This is a genomic window from Salinigranum rubrum, assembly GCF_002906575.1.
In the GTDB taxonomy this organism is placed as follows: Archaea; Halobacteriota; Halobacteria; order Halobacteriales; family Haloferacaceae; genus Salinigranum; species Salinigranum rubrum.
Genome location: NZ_CP026309.1, coordinates 4,234,095 through 4,250,563, shown reverse-complemented (window position 1 = coordinate 4,250,563; position 16,469 = coordinate 4,234,095). Strand labels below are relative to the sequence as shown.

General features: G+C 68.2%; 13 protein-coding genes. 5 read left to right on the top strand and 8 right to left on the bottom strand.

From position 1 onward, the window contains the following. The first annotated feature begins 567 nt into the window (after nt 1-567). The gene (locus tag C2R22_RS21005) at nt 568-1,458 is read left to right on the top strand and encodes an FxLYD domain-containing protein (RefSeq protein ID WP_162562584.1); all 891 of its coding nucleotides are present in this window, start codon (nt 568-570) and stop codon (nt 1,456-1,458) included. A 188-nt stretch (nt 1,459-1,646) separates the two neighbouring features. Here C2R22_RS21005 and C2R22_RS21000 read toward each other — a convergent pair whose 3' ends face one another. Both C2R22_RS21000 and uvrB read right to left on the bottom strand, forming a co-directional pair. Beyond that, nucleotides 1,647-2,033, bottom strand: a complete 387-nt coding sequence (locus C2R22_RS21000; protein ID WP_103427504.1) for an NUDIX hydrolase — start codon at nt 2,031-2,033, stop codon at nt 1,647-1,649. Nucleotides 2,034-2,099: 66 nt separating this feature from the next. Next, nucleotides 2,100-4,148, bottom strand: coding sequence for an excinuclease ABC subunit UvrB (gene uvrB / locus C2R22_RS20995; RefSeq protein ID WP_103427503.1), 2,049 nt, complete (start codon nt 4,146-4,148; stop codon nt 2,100-2,102). Nucleotides 4,149-4,268: 120 nt separating this feature from the next. Between uvrB and C2R22_RS20990 the strand changes: the two genes are divergently transcribed. Continuing rightward, the gene (locus tag C2R22_RS20990; protein ID WP_103427502.1) at nt 4,269-4,538 is read left to right on the top strand and encodes a DUF7553 family protein; all 270 of its coding nucleotides are present in this window, start codon (nt 4,269-4,271) and stop codon (nt 4,536-4,538) included. A 216-nt stretch (nt 4,539-4,754) separates the two neighbouring features. Here C2R22_RS20990 and C2R22_RS20985 read toward each other — a convergent pair whose 3' ends face one another. The 3 genes from C2R22_RS20985 to C2R22_RS20975 all read right to left on the bottom strand — a co-directional run bounded on the left by C2R22_RS20985 (nt 4,755) and on the right by C2R22_RS20975 (nt 9,060). Beyond that, nucleotides 4,755-5,228 carry a hypothetical protein gene (locus C2R22_RS20985; protein ID WP_321169883.1) on the bottom strand — a complete coding sequence of 158 codons (474 nt, stop codon included), beginning with the start codon at nt 5,226-5,228 and terminating at the stop codon, nt 4,755-4,757. A gap of 152 nt (nt 5,229-5,380) precedes the next feature. After that, on the bottom strand, nt 5,381-8,206 hold the full coding sequence (locus C2R22_RS20980; protein ID WP_103427501.1) for an STT3 domain-containing protein: 2,826 nt from the start codon (nt 8,204-8,206) through the stop codon (nt 5,381-5,383). Between the two features lie 206 nt (nt 8,207-8,412). Continuing rightward, nucleotides 8,413-9,060, bottom strand: coding sequence for a hypothetical protein (locus C2R22_RS20975; protein ID WP_103427500.1), 648 nt, complete (start codon nt 9,058-9,060; stop codon nt 8,413-8,415). Between the two features lie 362 nt (nt 9,061-9,422). Here C2R22_RS20975 and C2R22_RS20970 point away from each other — a divergent pair, with 362 nt between their 5' ends. Continuing rightward, nucleotides 9,423-11,204, top strand: a complete 1,782-nt coding sequence (locus C2R22_RS20970) for a stage II sporulation protein M (RefSeq protein ID WP_103427499.1) — start codon at nt 9,423-9,425, stop codon at nt 11,202-11,204. A 102-nt stretch (nt 11,205-11,306) separates the two neighbouring features. Here C2R22_RS20970 and C2R22_RS20965 read toward each other — a convergent pair whose 3' ends face one another. Together C2R22_RS20965 and C2R22_RS20960 are read right to left on the bottom strand one after the other, a co-directional pair. Beyond that, nucleotides 11,307-11,801 carry a hypothetical protein gene (locus C2R22_RS20965; RefSeq protein ID WP_103427498.1) on the bottom strand — a complete coding sequence of 165 codons (495 nt, stop codon included), beginning with the start codon at nt 11,799-11,801 and terminating at the stop codon, nt 11,307-11,309. A 284-nt stretch (nt 11,802-12,085) separates the two neighbouring features. Continuing rightward, nucleotides 12,086-12,946 carry a sulfurtransferase gene (locus tag C2R22_RS20960; RefSeq protein ID WP_103427497.1) on the bottom strand — a complete coding sequence of 287 codons (861 nt, stop codon included), beginning with the start codon at nt 12,944-12,946 and terminating at the stop codon, nt 12,086-12,088. 260 nt (nt 12,947-13,206) lie between these two features. Between C2R22_RS20960 and C2R22_RS20955 the strand changes: the two genes are divergently transcribed. After that, the gene (locus tag C2R22_RS20955; protein ID WP_103427496.1) at nt 13,207-14,004 is read left to right on the top strand and encodes a sulfurtransferase; all 798 of its coding nucleotides are present in this window, start codon (nt 13,207-13,209) and stop codon (nt 14,002-14,004) included. Nucleotides 14,005-14,092: 88 nt separating this feature from the next. Here the strand turns inward: C2R22_RS20955 and C2R22_RS20950 are convergent, their stop codons facing one another. Further along, nucleotides 14,093-15,100 carry an AI-2E family transporter gene (locus C2R22_RS20950; protein WP_103427495.1) on the bottom strand — a complete coding sequence of 336 codons (1,008 nt, stop codon included), beginning with the start codon at nt 15,098-15,100 and terminating at the stop codon, nt 14,093-14,095. 217 nt (nt 15,101-15,317) lie between these two features. On the opposite strand from C2R22_RS20950, the gene C2R22_RS20945 reads away from it, so the two are divergent. Then, nucleotides 15,318-16,469 carry a thiamine ABC transporter substrate-binding protein gene (locus tag C2R22_RS20945; RefSeq protein WP_103427494.1) on the top strand — a complete coding sequence of 384 codons (1,152 nt, stop codon included), beginning with the start codon at nt 15,318-15,320 and terminating at the stop codon, nt 16,467-16,469.

Sequence of the window (16,469 nt, the reverse complement as noted above, 5' to 3'; positions counted from 1 at the left end):
GGACCTTGAGAGGATCAGTGAGCGACGAGCGTGTCGCGGGTGGTCGACGAAGGAGCGAGCGTGTCTCCGCGGCGTGCCACGGGGAAGAGACGGTCGGGGGGCGAGACGGGCGTGGCCGGCGCCGACATCGTTCAGGTAATGCCTCCCGTCGCGGGCGTGAAGTGACGGTGAGCACCGGCGCGTCCGCTCTGTGCGTGAGACATGGTGAGCGCAGTCCGCCGTATGAACGGGGTGTTTGAAAAGCTTGAGATTCCCCGACGGCGTGGGAACTCACACCACAACGACGAGTTGACAGGTGAAGGTGTGACGGCCGCAGAACCCGGGGGACCTTGCATTCGCCACACCTCCCGTCGGACGCTCACGACCGGCAGGTCGGACGCCGATATCTCCTCGAAGGCGGCGGATGCGACGGGGAGAGAGAGCGGCTCGACGGGGGTCGAGACGCGGAGGTCACAGGCGATACACGGCCGGTAGACCGTGCAGGTTCCCTGAACATGCAGCGACTGGATGCTTGTCCGTGTATCCCCGTGGACGAAGCGACGCCGGAGGCGCTGGCGTCAGTCTACCATGGAACGACGAAAATTCGTCAAAGCAGCAGGTGTAGCGACGGTCGCACTCGGAACCGCTGGATGTCTCGGCGGGGAGTCGAGCGAAGCGAGCGAAACCGGGACGTCCCCGTCGACCGAGGCCGGCACTGACCAGCCGACAGAGACGAGTACCGAACAGCCAGCCGAGGGGAGTACGGAGACCGGAGAGGCGAACGAGGACATGAACGACCTCGACATCGACGGCGTGATCGGCGATTCGCCGGAGTACCTGGAGGTCACGAGCCAGGAACTCTACCAGGAGAACGGCGAGGTCGGCGTCCGCGGCACGGTCGAGAACACGGGCGACCAGCCCTACGAGTCCGTCGAGGTCGAGGTCGTCGTCCACGACGACGCGGGCGACGTCCTGTACGAGTTCATCGACGAGAAGGAGGAGGCCCAGCGTGGCAGCCTCGCGGCGGGCGAGTCGTGGCAGTTCGACGTCGTCTTCGAGGAGGCGCAGATGTCCGAGGTGACGGAGTACACCGTCAACGTCGAGGGCGACCTCGCGCAGACGGCCGGTGACGAGGGGACAGCCACGGAGGAACTCGACATCGACGGCGCGGTCGCCGACGACACGGACCCGAACTTCGAGATCACGAGCCACACGTTCGAGCGCTCGGGCGAGACGGCGCAGGTCTCCGGGACGATCGAGAACACCGGGGACGAGACCGCTCAGTCGGTCGAGGTGTCGGTGACCCTCTACGACGCTCAGGACAACGAAATCGACGTGTTCACCAACGCCACCGAGGAGGAACAGGACGTCTCCGAACTCGCCCCGGGCGACACGTGGGACTTCACCGTCCAGTTCTCCGACGTGGACATGCAGAACGTCGGGCGCTACGTCGTCAGCGTCGACAGCGACCTCATCTAAACGGATGCGGACAGTCGAGGAGGGTTCGACCTCTTTTGGATTCCTCCCCGCGTGAGGGGAGTTTCGTGACGCGAAGCGTTCCGACGGGTCGGTACCGACTCGGTCGAGAGTCCGGGCCGGGAGTGACCACGTCGGTAGCGTCCGCTCGTCACGACTCGGGCGCGTCGGAGAACCTCGGGAGAGAAGCGTCAGCGGCCGTCCCGCGCCGTCGCCCGCCGGAGCAGGTCACGTTCGAGGTCGTACGTCAGACGGGCGAGCGCCTCGTCGACCCCGAGCCACGCGAGTTCGTCCACCTCGTCGTCGGGCGGTGCTCGCTCGGCGAGCGCACGCATGTGCCAGACGAACACCGTCTTCGGTCCGACACTGACCTCGTACTGGTAGCGACCGGCGAACCCCTCGCGCCGAACCGCGAAGCCCGTCTCCTCTTCGACCTCTCGAACCGCGGTCTCGGGGAGGAGTTCGCCCGGTTCGAGCTTTCCCTTCGGGAGGCTCCAGTCGTCGTACCGGGGGCGGTGGACGACCGCGAGGGTGTCTAAACCGTCACGCCACAGCAACCCGCCCGCCGCGAAGACCATCGGCGAGGGTGTCGGCGTCGGTGGGGATGAGAGTGGGGACGGCGACCCGTCGTTCTCGGTCACGGCTCAGAACTCCGGGTCGAGTTCGGGCGCGACCCCCTCGTCCTCGCGGTCGAGGTCGTACTCGCGTCGCAGGTCCCGAATCCGGTCGCGGATGTCCGCCGCCAGTTCGAACTCCAGATTGCTCGCGGCCTCGTCCATCCGCTCTTCCAGTTCCTCGATCTGTGCCCGTGCCTCGTCCGAGTCCTTCGGTTTCTCCCGGGAGACGCCGCCGGTGTCCGTCTTCGACCCGGGGAGGTTCGTCTCGCTGACGGCCTTCTGGATGGTCTCTGGGGTGTAGCCGTGCTCCTCGTTGAACTCCCGCTGAATCCGGCGACGACGCCGCGTCTCCTCGATGGCCGACTCCATCGCGTTCGAGGGGGAGTCGGCGTAGAGGACGACCGTCCCGTTGACGTTTCGGGCCGCCCGGCCCATCGTCTGGATGAGCGTCGCCTCCGAGCGCAGGAACCCCTCCTGGTCGGCGTCGAGAATCGCCACCAGCGAGACTTCGGGGATGTCCAGTCCCTCACGGAGGAGGTTGATGCCCACGAGGACGTCGATCTCTCCCAGTCGAAGCGAGCGGATGATCTCGTGCCGTTCGAGAGTATCGGTCTCGTCGTGCATGTACTCGACGGCGACGCCCGACTCCTCCAGGTACTCGGTGAGGTCCTCGGCCATCCGCTTCGTGAGCGTCGTGACGAGCGCGCGTTCCTCGTCCGGAAGCGACGAGATGCGGTCGAGGAGGTCGTCGATCTGACCCGTCGCCGGGGCGACCTCGACCGCCGGGTCGACCAGGTGCGTGGGCCGAACGATCTGTTCGGCGATCTGTTCCGAAACCCGGCGCTCGTAGTCCGCGGGTGTCGCGGAGACGTACAGCGTTTTCGAGGTCTTCTCCTCGAACTCCTCGAACGTCAGGGGGCGGTTGTCGTACGCCGTCGGGAGTCGAAAGCCGTTCTCGACCAGGGAGTCCTTCCGCGACTTGTCGCCGGCGAACTGTCCCTTGATCTGTGGGAGGGTCTGGTGGGACTCGTCGACCACTGTCAGAAAGTCCTCGGGGAAGTAGTCCAGCAGGGTGTACGGGGGGTCGCCCGACTCTCTGTCCGAGAGGTGCACCGAGTAGTTCTCGATGCCGGAGCAGTAGCCCGTCTCCTGGAGCATCTCGATGTCGAACGTCGTGCGCTCCTCGATTCGCTGGGCGGCGACGAGGTCGCCCTGGCGCTCGAAGTACCGCACCCGTTCTTCCATCAGTTCCTCGATTTCGCCGATTGCCTGCTCCAGCGTTTGTTCGGGGATGGAGTAGTGTTCCGCGGGGTGGACCAACACGGCCGGTTCCGACGAGACCACCTCGCCCGTCAGGGGGTCGAGTTTCGCCATCCGGTCGACCTCGTCGCCCCAGAACTCCACCCGGACGGCGTGGCGGCCGTACATCGGGAACACCTCGACGGTGTCGCCTCTGACCCTGAACGTCCCTTGCTGGAAGTCGACGTCGTTGCGCTCGTAGTTGAGGTCGACCAGCCGTTTCAACAACTCGTCGCGGTCGAGTTCGTCGCCCACCTCTAGTCTGAGGGCCATGTCCTCGTACGTCCGGGGGTCACCGAGACCGTAGATGGCCGACACGGAGGCGACGACGATGACGTCGTCGCGGGTGAGGAGCGACCGGGTCGCCGAGTGGCGCAGTCGGTCTATCTCCTCGTTTATCGACATGTCCTTGTCGATGTACGTGTCGGTCTGTTCGATGTACGCCTCGGGCTGGTAGTAGTCGTAGTACGAGACGAAGTACTCGACGGCGTTGTCCGGGAAGAGGTTCCGAAACTCCTCGTACAACTGGGCGGCGAGCGTCTTGTTGTGGGCGATGACGAGCGTGGGTTTCTGTATCTCCTCGACGACCCACGAGACGGTGTTGGTCTTGCCGGAGCCGGTCACGCCCAGGAGGGTCTGGCGCTGCATCCCCTCTTCGAACCCTCGTGCGAGCGTCTCGATGGCGTCCGGCTGGTCGCCCGCGGGTTCGAACGGCGCGTCGACGCGGAACGGCACGCCGGCCTCGGGACGGTCCTCGGAGAGCGGGCTGTCTGTCACGCTCAGCGGTAGGGGATGGACGTACTTGGCTCGCTCGGCCCGCGCGCCCCGGCGTCACAGATACCGTCAACCCCTCCCGCGGTGCCAACGGTTTTGCCCCCTCGCGGGCTACGTCTAGCCATGTCACGGAAAACACTCGAAGCCGCCAGCGAGGAGTTGCGGAAGGCGAGCGAACTGGCCGAAGGCGACCTCCAGGAACGACTGTACGACCACTCGAACCAGGTCGCGGAACTCGCCTCCAGGGACCAGGGGCCCGACCACGGTCGGCTGGACCGCCACATGAACGCCCTCTACGAGATTGCCGGCGAGACCGACGGCGACCTCCACGACCGTGTCGTCGCCGCCCGAGAACACCTCAAGGAGTACCGCAAGGGCGTCGCGGGCGTCTGAGGCCGTCGCCCGTCAGCGCCATCCTCGCCCGGAGCGGCGGCCGCCGACTGAGGGCTCCCCGGCCGACGAACGAACCCCCTTCGTTTCGGGTGGAGCGAGCGACGCGAACGTCGGCCGTTCGGAGCAGTATCCGAGGGAATCGAACGAAATCAACGATGACGGGGGAGCGGTCGTTTCCACTTGAAATGAAGGGGTGTGCGGGTCGAACGTCGGGGGTCAACAGACGTTCTTCGGCTTGATGCCCATCGACTCCAGCGTCTCGACGTAGTCGGCGTACGCCGCCTCGATGACCTCGTCGGCACCGGCGCGGGCGGCCTCCCACGCGTCGTCGTCCGCGCAGGCCTCGTCGAGGAGCGACTCGGCCGTCCCCCGAAGCTCCCCGATAGCGCTCTTTCGCTCGCGGAAGGTGTTCGCCGTCGACGGGTCCGCGTCGCCGACGAAGAAGCCGACCATCTGCGCGAGCGTCTTCTCCGCGACGAGCGTCCACGCGAGGAGGCCGCCGGCGCGGGCGGCCGTCCCGTCGAGCGACCCGAGCGCCTCGTACGTCGGGGGAGTTCCGCGTCCCCGTCGCCGCCGTTCTCCTCGGCGAACGCGGCGGCGTCGGCGAACGCGTCCGCAGCGGCCTCGCTCTCCTCGCTCTCGGCCCACGCCTCGAACGTCTCGCGCGCGGCGCTCGCCTCGGCGACCCACGCGGTTTCGACCGCGTCGCCCTCCATCTCGCCGCCGGTGAGCGCGTACACCCACTTCGAGGAGCCCAGTCGCGACAGCGGCGTCTCGTGGGCGTCTCGGACTGCGTCGGTGAACTCCGATGCGTTCATGCGCGGGGGTACGACGCGGCGGCGTTAGAAAGCGTCGACAGAGGCAGAGCGAACGACTGGTTCGGACGCTCGCTGCTCACGCCTCGTGGTCTTCGGGGGAGTGCTCGCGCGGACGAGGTCGAGTCGGACGTCCGTGACGACGCCGCGGAAGAGGTAGCGGTCGTCGGTGGTGCCGCCGACGACGAGCGTCTCGGTCGGCGTGACGCCGCCCGCGTAGGGCGCTGCGTCGACGACAGCGCCGTCGACGACGAGTCTGACCACCTGCCCGTCCCACAGGAGGCTCACCGTGTGCGGCGCGCCGTCGTCGACCGCGGGCCCACGGACGTCGACCGCGCCGTCGCCGTCGCCGACCGCACCGACGATGTGGCCGTCGACGAGGCCGAGTTGGTAACCGTCGGTCGTCGTGTACCGGCTGGCGGGCGCGGTGGAGACGATGCGCTGGAACCGCGCGGGTTCGGGCGACTCGCGGTGGAGGTCCTCGACCCCGGTGAACTGGACCGTGAGCGCCAGCCCCGTTTCGGCAGTTGGCGTCGGTCCGTCGGGGACGACGACGCTGCCGGTCCCGCCGAACGAGAGGCCGCCGTCGGTCCACGTCGGACCGAGGACGCGGCCGTGGAAGCCGCCGACGGGGTCGAACGCGACGTCGCCCCGGCCCGCGTCGAACGACCAGTGGGCGCTCGACGTTGCGGGGGTTTGAGAGACGAACCGGCCGTCGAGGACGTCCGCCTCGGTGACGGTGACAGCGCGACCGTCGACGACGTAGGTACCCGGGTAGGGGACCGTGACGGCGTACCAGCCGACGTCGGTGGTCGTCGTCTCGCGGCTGTAGACGAACGAGCGGTCGCCGACGGTGACGGGGAGCGAGAGCGAGACGCGCTCGCCGGGGTCGGCGGTGCCGGCGACGACGGCGCCGGGGACGAGTGCGAACGCCTTGACCGAGTCGTCGGCGCTGGCGTAGACGAGTCGGTAGTGGCCCGTCCCCTCGACGCCGTCAGCGCGGCTCCCGAGGCGCTGGTGGAGGCGGACCCAGTTCGAGGCGGGCGCGGCGGCGGTCACGTCGTCGGTCGTGACGACGAACCCCACGCGCTCGTGGTGCCGCCAGTACTGTCGATCCGGGGAGTCGCTGCGGACGAACGTCGCGTAGTGCGCCTCCGCGTAGCGGTAGGAGAGTTCGGGGATGGCTTCGGCGTTCACCTCGTAGTTGAACAGGCGGTTGCTCCCGAGCGGGCTGAGGACGTAGCTTCGGGGGTACGAGAGGTCGCGGTCGACGGCGTACCCGCGGATGGCCGCGGCCGCGTCGTACTCCGCGTCGGTCGCGACCGACTGGTTGAGTTTGACCGCGAGCACGCCGGAACTCGTGACGACGAGGAGCGCGAGGAGCACCGAAAAGGCCGCCGGGCCGTATCGGCGGACCGCACGCGGCAGCGGCGTGAAGCGGGAACCGGAATCGGTGTCGGCGGTGTCGGTGGTATTGGTGGTATCGGCGGTGCCGGCCGAGGGGGAAGCCGATGACGCCGCGGAGGTCGGGAGGACGCCCGTCCAGCGGGCGAGCGCGACGAGCGCGAGGCCGACGAAGACGGCGACGAACGGCGAGAGTTCGCCGGCGAAGCGCCGCTGGACGAGCGCCGACGCGAGGAAGTACCACGCGTAGGTCGCGACGACTGCGCCGGCGACGTCTCTCGTTCGGAGCGCCCTGACCGAGGTGACGACGAGCGCGGGGAGCGCGACGAACAGGAGGAGGCCGAACAGCGAGAGCGGCCCCGTGAGCGGACCGAGGGGGCCGCCGACGAGCGAGACGGTCTCTGCGATGCCGGTGCCGCTCGACCCGTCGAGGAACGCGGCCCCGGCGGCGAAGAGCGACCGGACGGGGGCGAACCGCTCGTCGAGCGCGGCGGCGGCGACGACGAGTCCGACCACGACGGGAACCGCGCCGATACCGAGCGCGGGCCGTGCGGAGCGACCGACGGCGCCGATTGCGGCGAGGGCGACGACGCTCAGCACGACGCACGCCGCGAGCAGGGCGAACGCGAGGACGACGCCGACGGTCTGCCACCCGAGCGTCCAGAACACGACGGCGACGAGGAGCGCGGCGCCGGTGAACGACGCCGCGGCCGCGAGCCCCGCGCGGGGTCGGCGGTCGGCGGCGACGTCGAGGACGGAGCCGAGGACGACTGCGAGCGCCGCGGGGAGGACGAGCATGACGCCCGCCTCCCACGACGACACCTGGACGGCGAGAACGACCGCGAGCGCCGCCGCGAGACCGAGTCGCCGGCGGGACGAAGAGACCCGCCAGAGGAGGAGGAGGAGCGTCGCGCCGACGACGAGCCAGAGGAAGTCCGCGGCGTGGTGGTCGGAGAAGCCGAGCGCCGTTCGGACGACGTGCGCCGGGGTGAGCGCCAGCGCGACGGCGGCGACGACGCCGACGAGTCGCGACGACGAGACGAGGCGGGCGAGGACGTAGACGAGCGCGACGGTGGCGACGCCGACGACGACCGGATACCACGCGAGGACGACCGGGGCCGCCTCGACGCCGCCGAGAAGCGAGACACAGAGCGCGAGCGCGACGACGAGGAACGGGTCGCGTTCGCCGTACCGGAGGAGCGCCCCGAGGTCGCCGCCGGCGCCCGCGACGTGTCGCTCGACGACGAAGCGGTAGTAGTACGGGTCGTTGGCGAGGAAGACGACCGCCCCGTCACGAAAGACGGCGCCGTAGATGTACGACCGCGCCAGCAGGGCGACGAGGAGGACGGCAACGAGGCTCACGACGACCGGGCGGGCGCGGACGTGCGAGAGCGCGACCCCGAGCCGTCCGCGCGCGCCGGACGGCGTCGAGGTGGAGGTGTCCTGCATCACTCAGGTACACCGCCGGGTGGGGCATAAGTCGTCAGTCACTAACGCCGGCTACAGCGGGATAGGGAGCGCTTACCGCGAGCCGGTGTGTCGAATCGGGCCGGGTCGCGTGTCGGTCGTGGGCGCCGAGTGCGACACGAGGTCCGAACGAAGTCGAACGCGGGCGCTGGGGAGCAGTCGAAAAAGCGGACGCGAAAAGTGGCGGGTCAGGCGACGATGCCGAGATTCTCGACGTACGCGAGGAACTCCTCGACGGAGTCGAAGTCGTCGAGCTCGAGATCATCGAGGTCGACACCCTCGGGGAGCTGTTCTTCGAACTCCGGCGGGAGCGTCTCGGGAAGCGACACGCCGTAGGTGTCGGAGTCGATGTCGTGCATCACACCGAAGCCGTTGGGGCCACAGGGTTGCTCGGTGGACAGGCCCGGGACGATGATTCCCTCGCCCGCTTCGACGAAGCCGGCACCGGGACCTTCGAACAGGGAGGACTGCTCCAGCGTGCCGTCGTAGCCGACGACGACGTAGTACTCACCGGGGAAGGTGGTCGTCCACTGGACGATTCCGGTCGGGAGAACGGTCGGACCGTTCGGGAACAGGATCCGTTCGAGCGGCTGGTCCGGCAGCGACTGGGCCGTCTCCGGGTCGAACTCGTCGACGTCTACGTCGAGCGAGACGGGGCAGAACGCGAAGAAGTCGACCGCGGTGACGGCGTCGCCCTCGTTCCCGTAGCTGTTCAGGTTCGCATCGGTGAGCACCCCGGCGTCGGTGAACGCGGCGGCGACGCCGGCCCCCACGAACGCGCTCACGAGGAGCGTCGACGCGAGGAGCGCGCTGATCTGCCCGCGGCGGCCGCTCACGCGGACGCACCCCGGGTTGGATTGGGTGAACTGATAGTCATCTCCGGGGGAGAATTCTTCAGCGTTCAGTATAGTTACACGCAACAGTCTCCCGAAAGCCTGAACGTTAACGCGAGACTACGGCGGGGAGCCGCGAACGGGCGCGGACGGGGAGCCGAGGGTGATACTGTCGCCTCCATCGACCGGTGAAATTACCATCAGACGTCGACATGAAGCACGTCCTAACGTCGGCGGACGACGGGGACATCGGAGGGGGACGGCCGAGAGATTTCCCGGCTAGTAGTCGGTGAGCGCGAAGACACCCAACTGACGGCTGCTGGAGGGGGAGAAGAAATACGCCGGTGGGGCGGGAACGGAGTGACGTGTCCGTCGACGATGCCCTCCGATCCGCCGGTGGCGTGCTGCGCCGGCAGACGAGTACCGTCCTCCCGTACTACGCGCTCGTCGCCGCGACCGGAGACGTGACCCGTCTCCCGATGCTGGTCGGGGTGGTCGTCGCGCTCGTCGCGCTGGCGTCTACCGGTCGACTAGAGCCGTTGCTCGACGACCTCGCGTCGGTGAACCCCGAGTTGTTGGCACCGGACAGTCCAGCCAGCCTCCCGCCGGCGGTCGGTGAACGCCTCGCCGCCGTCCTCTTCTCGCCGACGGTCGTCGTCCCGCTCGTACTCGCCTTCGGACTCGCGCTTCTCGTGAGCGTCCTCGCCAGCGGGGTGACGCGAGCGGCGGCGCTGTCGGCCGTCGACGCGGCGCTCGACGAGCGCGACCCGCTCGACGCGGGCGTCGCGGGGATGCGCCGGTGGAAGACGTTCGCGGGCCTCGTCGTCGTCCGATGGGCACTCCTTCTGGCCGCCGGTATCCCGCTGCTCGCGGCCGTCGTCGGCGGGGCGGGGGCGCTCGGGGGGACCACGGACCCGGCCGCGCTGGACCAGGGAACCGTCGTGGCCGTCCTCGCGGCCGTCGTCGGCGGACTCGTTACCCTGTTCGCGGTCGTGACCGTCTTCGCGCTGTTGGCGTTCGCGGGCCCGGCGGCCGTCGTCGACGACCGCAGCCTCGTGGGTGCCGTGCGGCGGAGCGCCGGCGTGCCGTTCGCCCACCCCGTCGGGTTCCTCCTGTACGGCGTCGTGGTCGTGGGGAGCTACGTCGCCCTCGCAATCGCGGCGGGCCTCTTCGGTATCGCCGGCGTGAGCCGACTGGTCACGGTCTCCTCGGCGTTTCTCGTGTCGCCGCTCCTCGACGGGGTTGCGGTGTCGCTGTACGCCGGATGGACGGAGGGGAGCGAGTCGGGTGAGTCGACGGAGTCCGACGGGGCGAGCGAGTCACCGGACGAGTCCGGGGGGTCGGACGCGTCCGACGAGTCGAACGACGAGCGCGTCGTCGCCGAGGAATCGGCGGACGAGTCCGGGTTCGTGTTCGGTGCCGACGGGACGGCGACCGGGAGTCAGCCGTCCCCAGAGACGGAGCGCGGCATCGAATCGACGGGGGCGACCGAGACAGGGGGAGTGACCGAGAGAGCGGGAGAGATGGAGTCGGGAGCAGAGACCGCGGGCCTCGTCGCGGGCGTCCGCGGTGCGCTGACCGGCGGGGTGCGCGAACTCGGGACGTTCCTCAGAGCGGGCTGGGGGTACGTCGTCGTCTCGGCGGCGACGCTTCTCGTGGGCATCGCCGGGGGGTGGACGGCGACGGTCGACTCGGGGGTCAGCATCGACCCGCCGGCCGACCCGGCCTCGGTGTTCGGCGTCGTCCCGGTCGGGCCGTTCGTCAACCTCGCGGTCAACAACTGGTTCGTGGCGACGACCGCGGGATTCTCCGGGCTGTTCGGCGGGGTTCCGACCCTCGGGACGCTCCTGTTCAACGGGGCGCTCGTCGGGGCCGTCGCGGGCGTCGTCGACCCGGTGACGTTCATCGCGTTCGTCGGCCCGCACGGTATCATCGAACTCCCGGCTATCGCCGTCGCCGGTGGTGTCGGTCTCCGACTCGGCCACGTCGCGTGGGGCGTCTGGCGAGGGACGAGGGCGAAATCGGCGCTCGCCGACGAACTGGGACGGACGTGGCGACTGGTCGTCGGACTGCTCGTCGTGTTCGTCGTCGCCGGGTTCGTCGAGGCGTTCGTCACCCCGCAGGTGGCGGCGGCGGTGCTGGGGTGAGTGACAGCGGCACTTGGGTGAGCAACGGCGATACCGGGGCGAGCAGCGGTGCTGGATGACGACAACGGCCTGACGACGGCGTCGAAACGAACGGTATCGACGTCAGTTGACGGGGGAGAAGACCGTCTCCTCGACGCCACCTTCGTTCTGCTTGATGCCGCCGTCACCGGGCCGGCAGGGTGCGTTGTTGGGTCGGGCCGGGTCGACGATGGCTCCGGTCCCGAACGTCGCGTTTCCGGCCGTCGCCCCGTCGAACGCGAACTCCTCCATGTGCTGACCGCCCTTGAGCACGAGGTAGTCGATTTCGACGTCCGAGGTGAACTCGGCGGTGAAGAACTCGCCCGGTTCACCCTCGTCCGTGAAGGTGATGTCGACGTCGAGCGCGTCGTCCGCGTCGAGTTCGGTCCCGACGACGCAGGCCACGGCGTAGCTGATCGACGGAACGTCCGGCGTGCCCTCGTTCGAGTGCTCGTTCAGGTTGAGGTCGGCCGTCGTGCCGGTCTGTGTGACCGCGCCGGCGACGACGAGGCTGAGGAGGACGCTCAGGGCGAGGACGGCCGCGAAGAGCGTCGACGCCTGTCCGCGGTCGGTGCTCATCGGTCGCTCCGGCCGAGGACGTCGGTGCTGTGCGGTCGTGTGACGGAACGAGTGTGGGACATAGCCGAACGAACGAACGTACTATTCGAGTGTAAGTATGAACTTCCTTACAATCATACGATGTTGAACGTGTCGGCGGCGTTCGACGTTAAGTGAAGCCGGAGGGACAGATCGGGAGGGCGTCGCGCGGGGCTGACGGGACACAGGCCGAGCGACGGTGGGGCGTCGAAAGAAGTCGGATGTAGGCCGGTGCGCGCTGGGGCGAGAGAGCCGTCAGGAAGCGCTCAGTCGCCCTTCTCGATGGGGGCGCCGACGAGGTTGCCCCACTCGGTCCACGAGCCGTCGTAGTTGACGGCCGAGTCGTAGCCGAGCAGTTCGTGGAGCGCGAACCACGCCACGGAGGAGCGCTCGCCGATGCGGCAGTAGGCGACGACCGAGTTGTCGCCCGTGATGCCCTCGTCCTCGTACAGTTCCTGCAGTTCGTCGTAGGACTTGAACGTCCCGTCGTCGTTCGTCACGGCGGCCCACGAGATGTTCTTCGCGCCGGGGATGTGGCCGCCGCGCTGGGCGGTCTCCTGCAGTCCGGGGGGCGCGAGAATCTCGCCGGAGAACTCCTCGGGCGAGCGGACGTCGACCAGCGGAATCCCGCGGTCGATGGCCTTCTCGACGTCGTCGCGGTAGGCGCGAATGTCCTCGAACGGACCGCGAGCCGTGTACTCGACGGCCGGGAACTCGGGGGCTTCGTCGGTCGTCGGGTAGTCGTTGTCGAGCCAGTAGTCGCGGCCCCCATCCAGAAGGCGGACGTCGTCGTGGCCGTAGTACTTGAACTGCCAGTAGGTGTAAGCGGCGAACCAGTTGGAGTTGTCGCCGTACAGTACCACGGTGGACTCGTCGGAGATGCCGTGGCTACCCAGCAGGTCGGCGAAATCCTCCTTCGAGAGGATGTCGCGTGTCGTCTGGTCCTGCAGCTGTGTCTCCCAGTTGAAGCCGATGGCGCCGGGGGCGTGCGCCTCGTCGTACGCCTCCGTGTCGACGTCGACTTCGACGAGTCGGTACTCGGGGTCGTCGCTCTGGAAGTCCTCGAGGTGGTTCTCCACCCAGTCGGCGGAGACGAGAACGTCGTTCGCGTACTCTGTGTCGGACATCGCGTGGGTGTACGAAAGCCAGCCTCATAACTGCCACACCAACGGCAGAGACGGCCATTCATCCGCCGAAGAGGCAAATCTGACGGGTTCTCTCGCGAGACGCCGCCGCCCGCCGGGGTCGCACCCGAACCTCGAACGGACGACGAGCGGGTCAATCAAACTGTTGGAGGCGTGTGTGGCAATTATTGCCCGTATCTCTGACGCCAGTGAGGAACCGAGAAGTCACGACTGCTAAGACCCGTGACCGACAAGCTCCGTCCATGACCGACATCGTGGTCTCCGCCGCGTGGCTGGCCGACCATCTGGACGAGGTACGGGTCGTCGACGTCCGCGACGACTGGGAGTTCGACGGTATCGGACACGTCCCCGGAGCGGTAAACGTCCCGTTCGACAGTTTCCGGGCGGAAGAACACGCCGTCGACCGTGGCGGCGACCCCGCGGAGGGGATGCTCCCCGGCGTCGAGGCGTGGGAGGAGGTACTGAGCGAAGCGGGCATCACGCCCGACGACACCCTCGTCGTCTACGACGACACCCACGGCGTCTTCGCGGCGCGCTTTCTCGTCACCGCCCTCGCGTACGGACACGAGACGGTCCACCTCCTCGACGGGGACTTCAGCGCGTGGAGCCGCGACCACGAAGTCGAGCGCGGGGAGAGCGGGCGAGCGGAGACGGAGTACGCGGCGTCGAAAGCCGAAGACTCGCCGTTCGTGGGCTTCGAGACGGTCCAGGCCGCACTCGAAGACGACGACGTCGCCGTCCTCGACACGCGCGAACCGCACGAGTGGGAAGAGGGTCACCTCCCCGGCGCGGTCCAACTCGACTGGCGCGAACTCGTCGACGACGACTCGCGGGGGCTGAAACCCGACGACGAACTGGAAGCCATCCTCGCGGACCACGGGGTGGACCGCGAGAAACGGGTCCTGCTGTACTGCAACACGGCCCGGCGCATCAGCCACACGTACGTCGTCCTCCGACACCTGGGCTACGAGGACGTCATGTTCTACGAGGGATCGCTGACGGAGTGGGAGGCGCGGGGCGCGCCGCTGGAGTCCGCCTGAGACGAGGCGTCCGTTTCGCCTCGCTCTCGCTCCGGTGCATCTCACTCGCCCGCCTCACCTCGCTCCGGTCGCGTCTCGCTCGCCCGCCTCACTCTCGCAGTTCGTCGACCGGGACGTCGTTGAACTCCGACGAGAGGAGGCCCGCCGCCTCGACGACGAGCGCGACGATGAGCGGACCGGCGATGATGCCGATGGCGCCCATCGAGAGGAGGCCGCCGACGAAGCCGATGAAGTAGACGCCGCCCGAGAGGTTCGCCGCGCGCTTCGAGAGGCGCGGACGGATGAGGATGTCGGGGAGCCAGGCGACGAAGAACCCGCCGACCGCGAGGAGGACGAGAGCCTGTGAGAGCTGTCCGGCCGCGACGTGGACGATGGCGATGATCAGGAGGAGGAGGCTCGGACCGACGATGGGGATGAACTGGAGGATGGCGGCGACCGTCGAGAGCGTGATGATGGAGTCGTAGCCGAGGAGGAAGAACACCGGGAGGGCGATGACGAACGTGCCGACCGCCGTCGCGGCCTGGAGGATGTAGATGCCGAACAGGGTGTTCCGCGCGCGGCGGTTGAGCGCCTTCGCCACCCGGCGGTACTCCGGCGGAACGACGGCCAGAAGCGACTGTGCGACCGCCTCGCTGCGCTGGAGGAGCGAGTAGACGAGGAAGACGAACAGGGTGAACTTCACGAGGAGGACGGGCAACGAGACGAGGAGTTGCTGGCCGACGCTGCGGACGATTTCGACCATCGACGCCCGGAGGTCGGCGACCTGAATAGTGAACATTCGGCCGAGGAACTCGACCTCGTACGTCGCCGGGAGCGTCGACAGCAGGGCGAGCGTCTCGGTGAGTCGGCTGGCGGTGAGGAAGACGAGCGGTGCGACGACGGCGATGACGCCGACGAGTGCCGCGAAGGTGACCACCACCGTCGCTAACCGTTCGCCCAGACCGCGGTCGACCAGTTCCTCGTGGACGGGAACCAGCAGGTACGCGACGGTGACGGCGAAGAACACCGTCCCGATGACGTCGTAGAGCAACGCCGCGGCGACGACCGTCAGGACGACGAGAAGGCCGCCGAGCACGTACCGTCGTGGAAGTGCCACGTGCGTTCTCCACACGTCATCGAGTTAAATCCGTACCACGCAGGAGCGCGGCGACAGACCCTCGCGATGGACGCGTCGTCGAGGGTATCGCGATGGACGCGTCGTCGAGGGTATCGCGATGGACCTGTCGTCGAGGGTATCGCGAGGGCCGTGTCGCCGAGGGTATCGCGAGGGCCGTGTCGCCGAGGTTAAGACCACTCAGTGTAATTACCCAGTTATGAAGCGACGAGCGTTCCTGCGAACGGCAGGTGCGGCCGGGACGGCGGGACTCGTAGCGGGGTGTCTGGGAGGTGGGACCGACCAGGACGGTGAGGACAGCGGGTCGACGGCGGAATCGACCGCCGGATCGACCAACACTCCGGGGGAGACGACGGGAACGACGGTCGGTTCGACGGCACCGGCGGAGCTGGTGGTCGGGACGTACAGTTCGTTCGTGGACGCCCCGAGTTCCTCGCCGGGACCGTGGCTGAAAGAGCGGTACGAGTCGGAGTTCGACGCCACGCTGACGTGGGAGACGCCCGAGAACGGGTTGAACTACTTCATCGAGCGGCAGCTCGGAAACGCACGCATCGACGCCGACGTCTACGTCGGCCTCGACACGAACATGCTCATCCGAATCGACCAGAAGCTCTCCGAACCCCTCTTCGCACCGGTCGAGGAGGGCGCGCTCTCACGGCGCGAGGAGGTGAAATCGTCGCTGGAGTTCGACCCGAAGGGGAGGGCCGTCCCGTACGACACGGGTTACATCTGCCTCGTCTGGAACGAGGCGGAGACGACCGCTCCGGAGACGTTCGACGGCCTGCTCGACCCGGCGCACGCGGGCGAACTCATCGTCCAGAACCCCACGTCGAGCGCGACGGGGCAGGCGTTCCTCCTGCACACCGTCGCGGCGAAAGGCGAGGAGGGCTACCTCGACTACTGGCGGGGGCTGAAGGAGAACGACGTCCGCGTCCTCGGCAACTGGGAGGACGCGTACAACGCCTACTCGAACGGCGAGGCGCCGATGGTGGTGTCGTACTCGACGGACCAGGTGTACGCCAACCGGTACGACGAACCGATGGCGCAACACCAGATCCGGTTCCTGAACGACCAGGCCTACGCGAACCCCGAGGGGATGGCCCGGTTCGCGACGAGCGACAACGTCGACCTGGCGAACGGGTTCATGGACTTCGTGCTTCGGCCCGAAGTCCAGGCCGAAATCGCGGTCCGGAACGTCCAGTTCCCGGCGACGACGACGGCGGAGCTACCGGCGGAGTTCGCCGAGTACGCTCACGAACCGCCGGAGGCCGTCACCTTCACGTACGACGAACTGAAGGGTTCGCTCAGTGAGTGGACCGACGCGTGGGCCAGAGCGTTCGCCAGCAAGTGA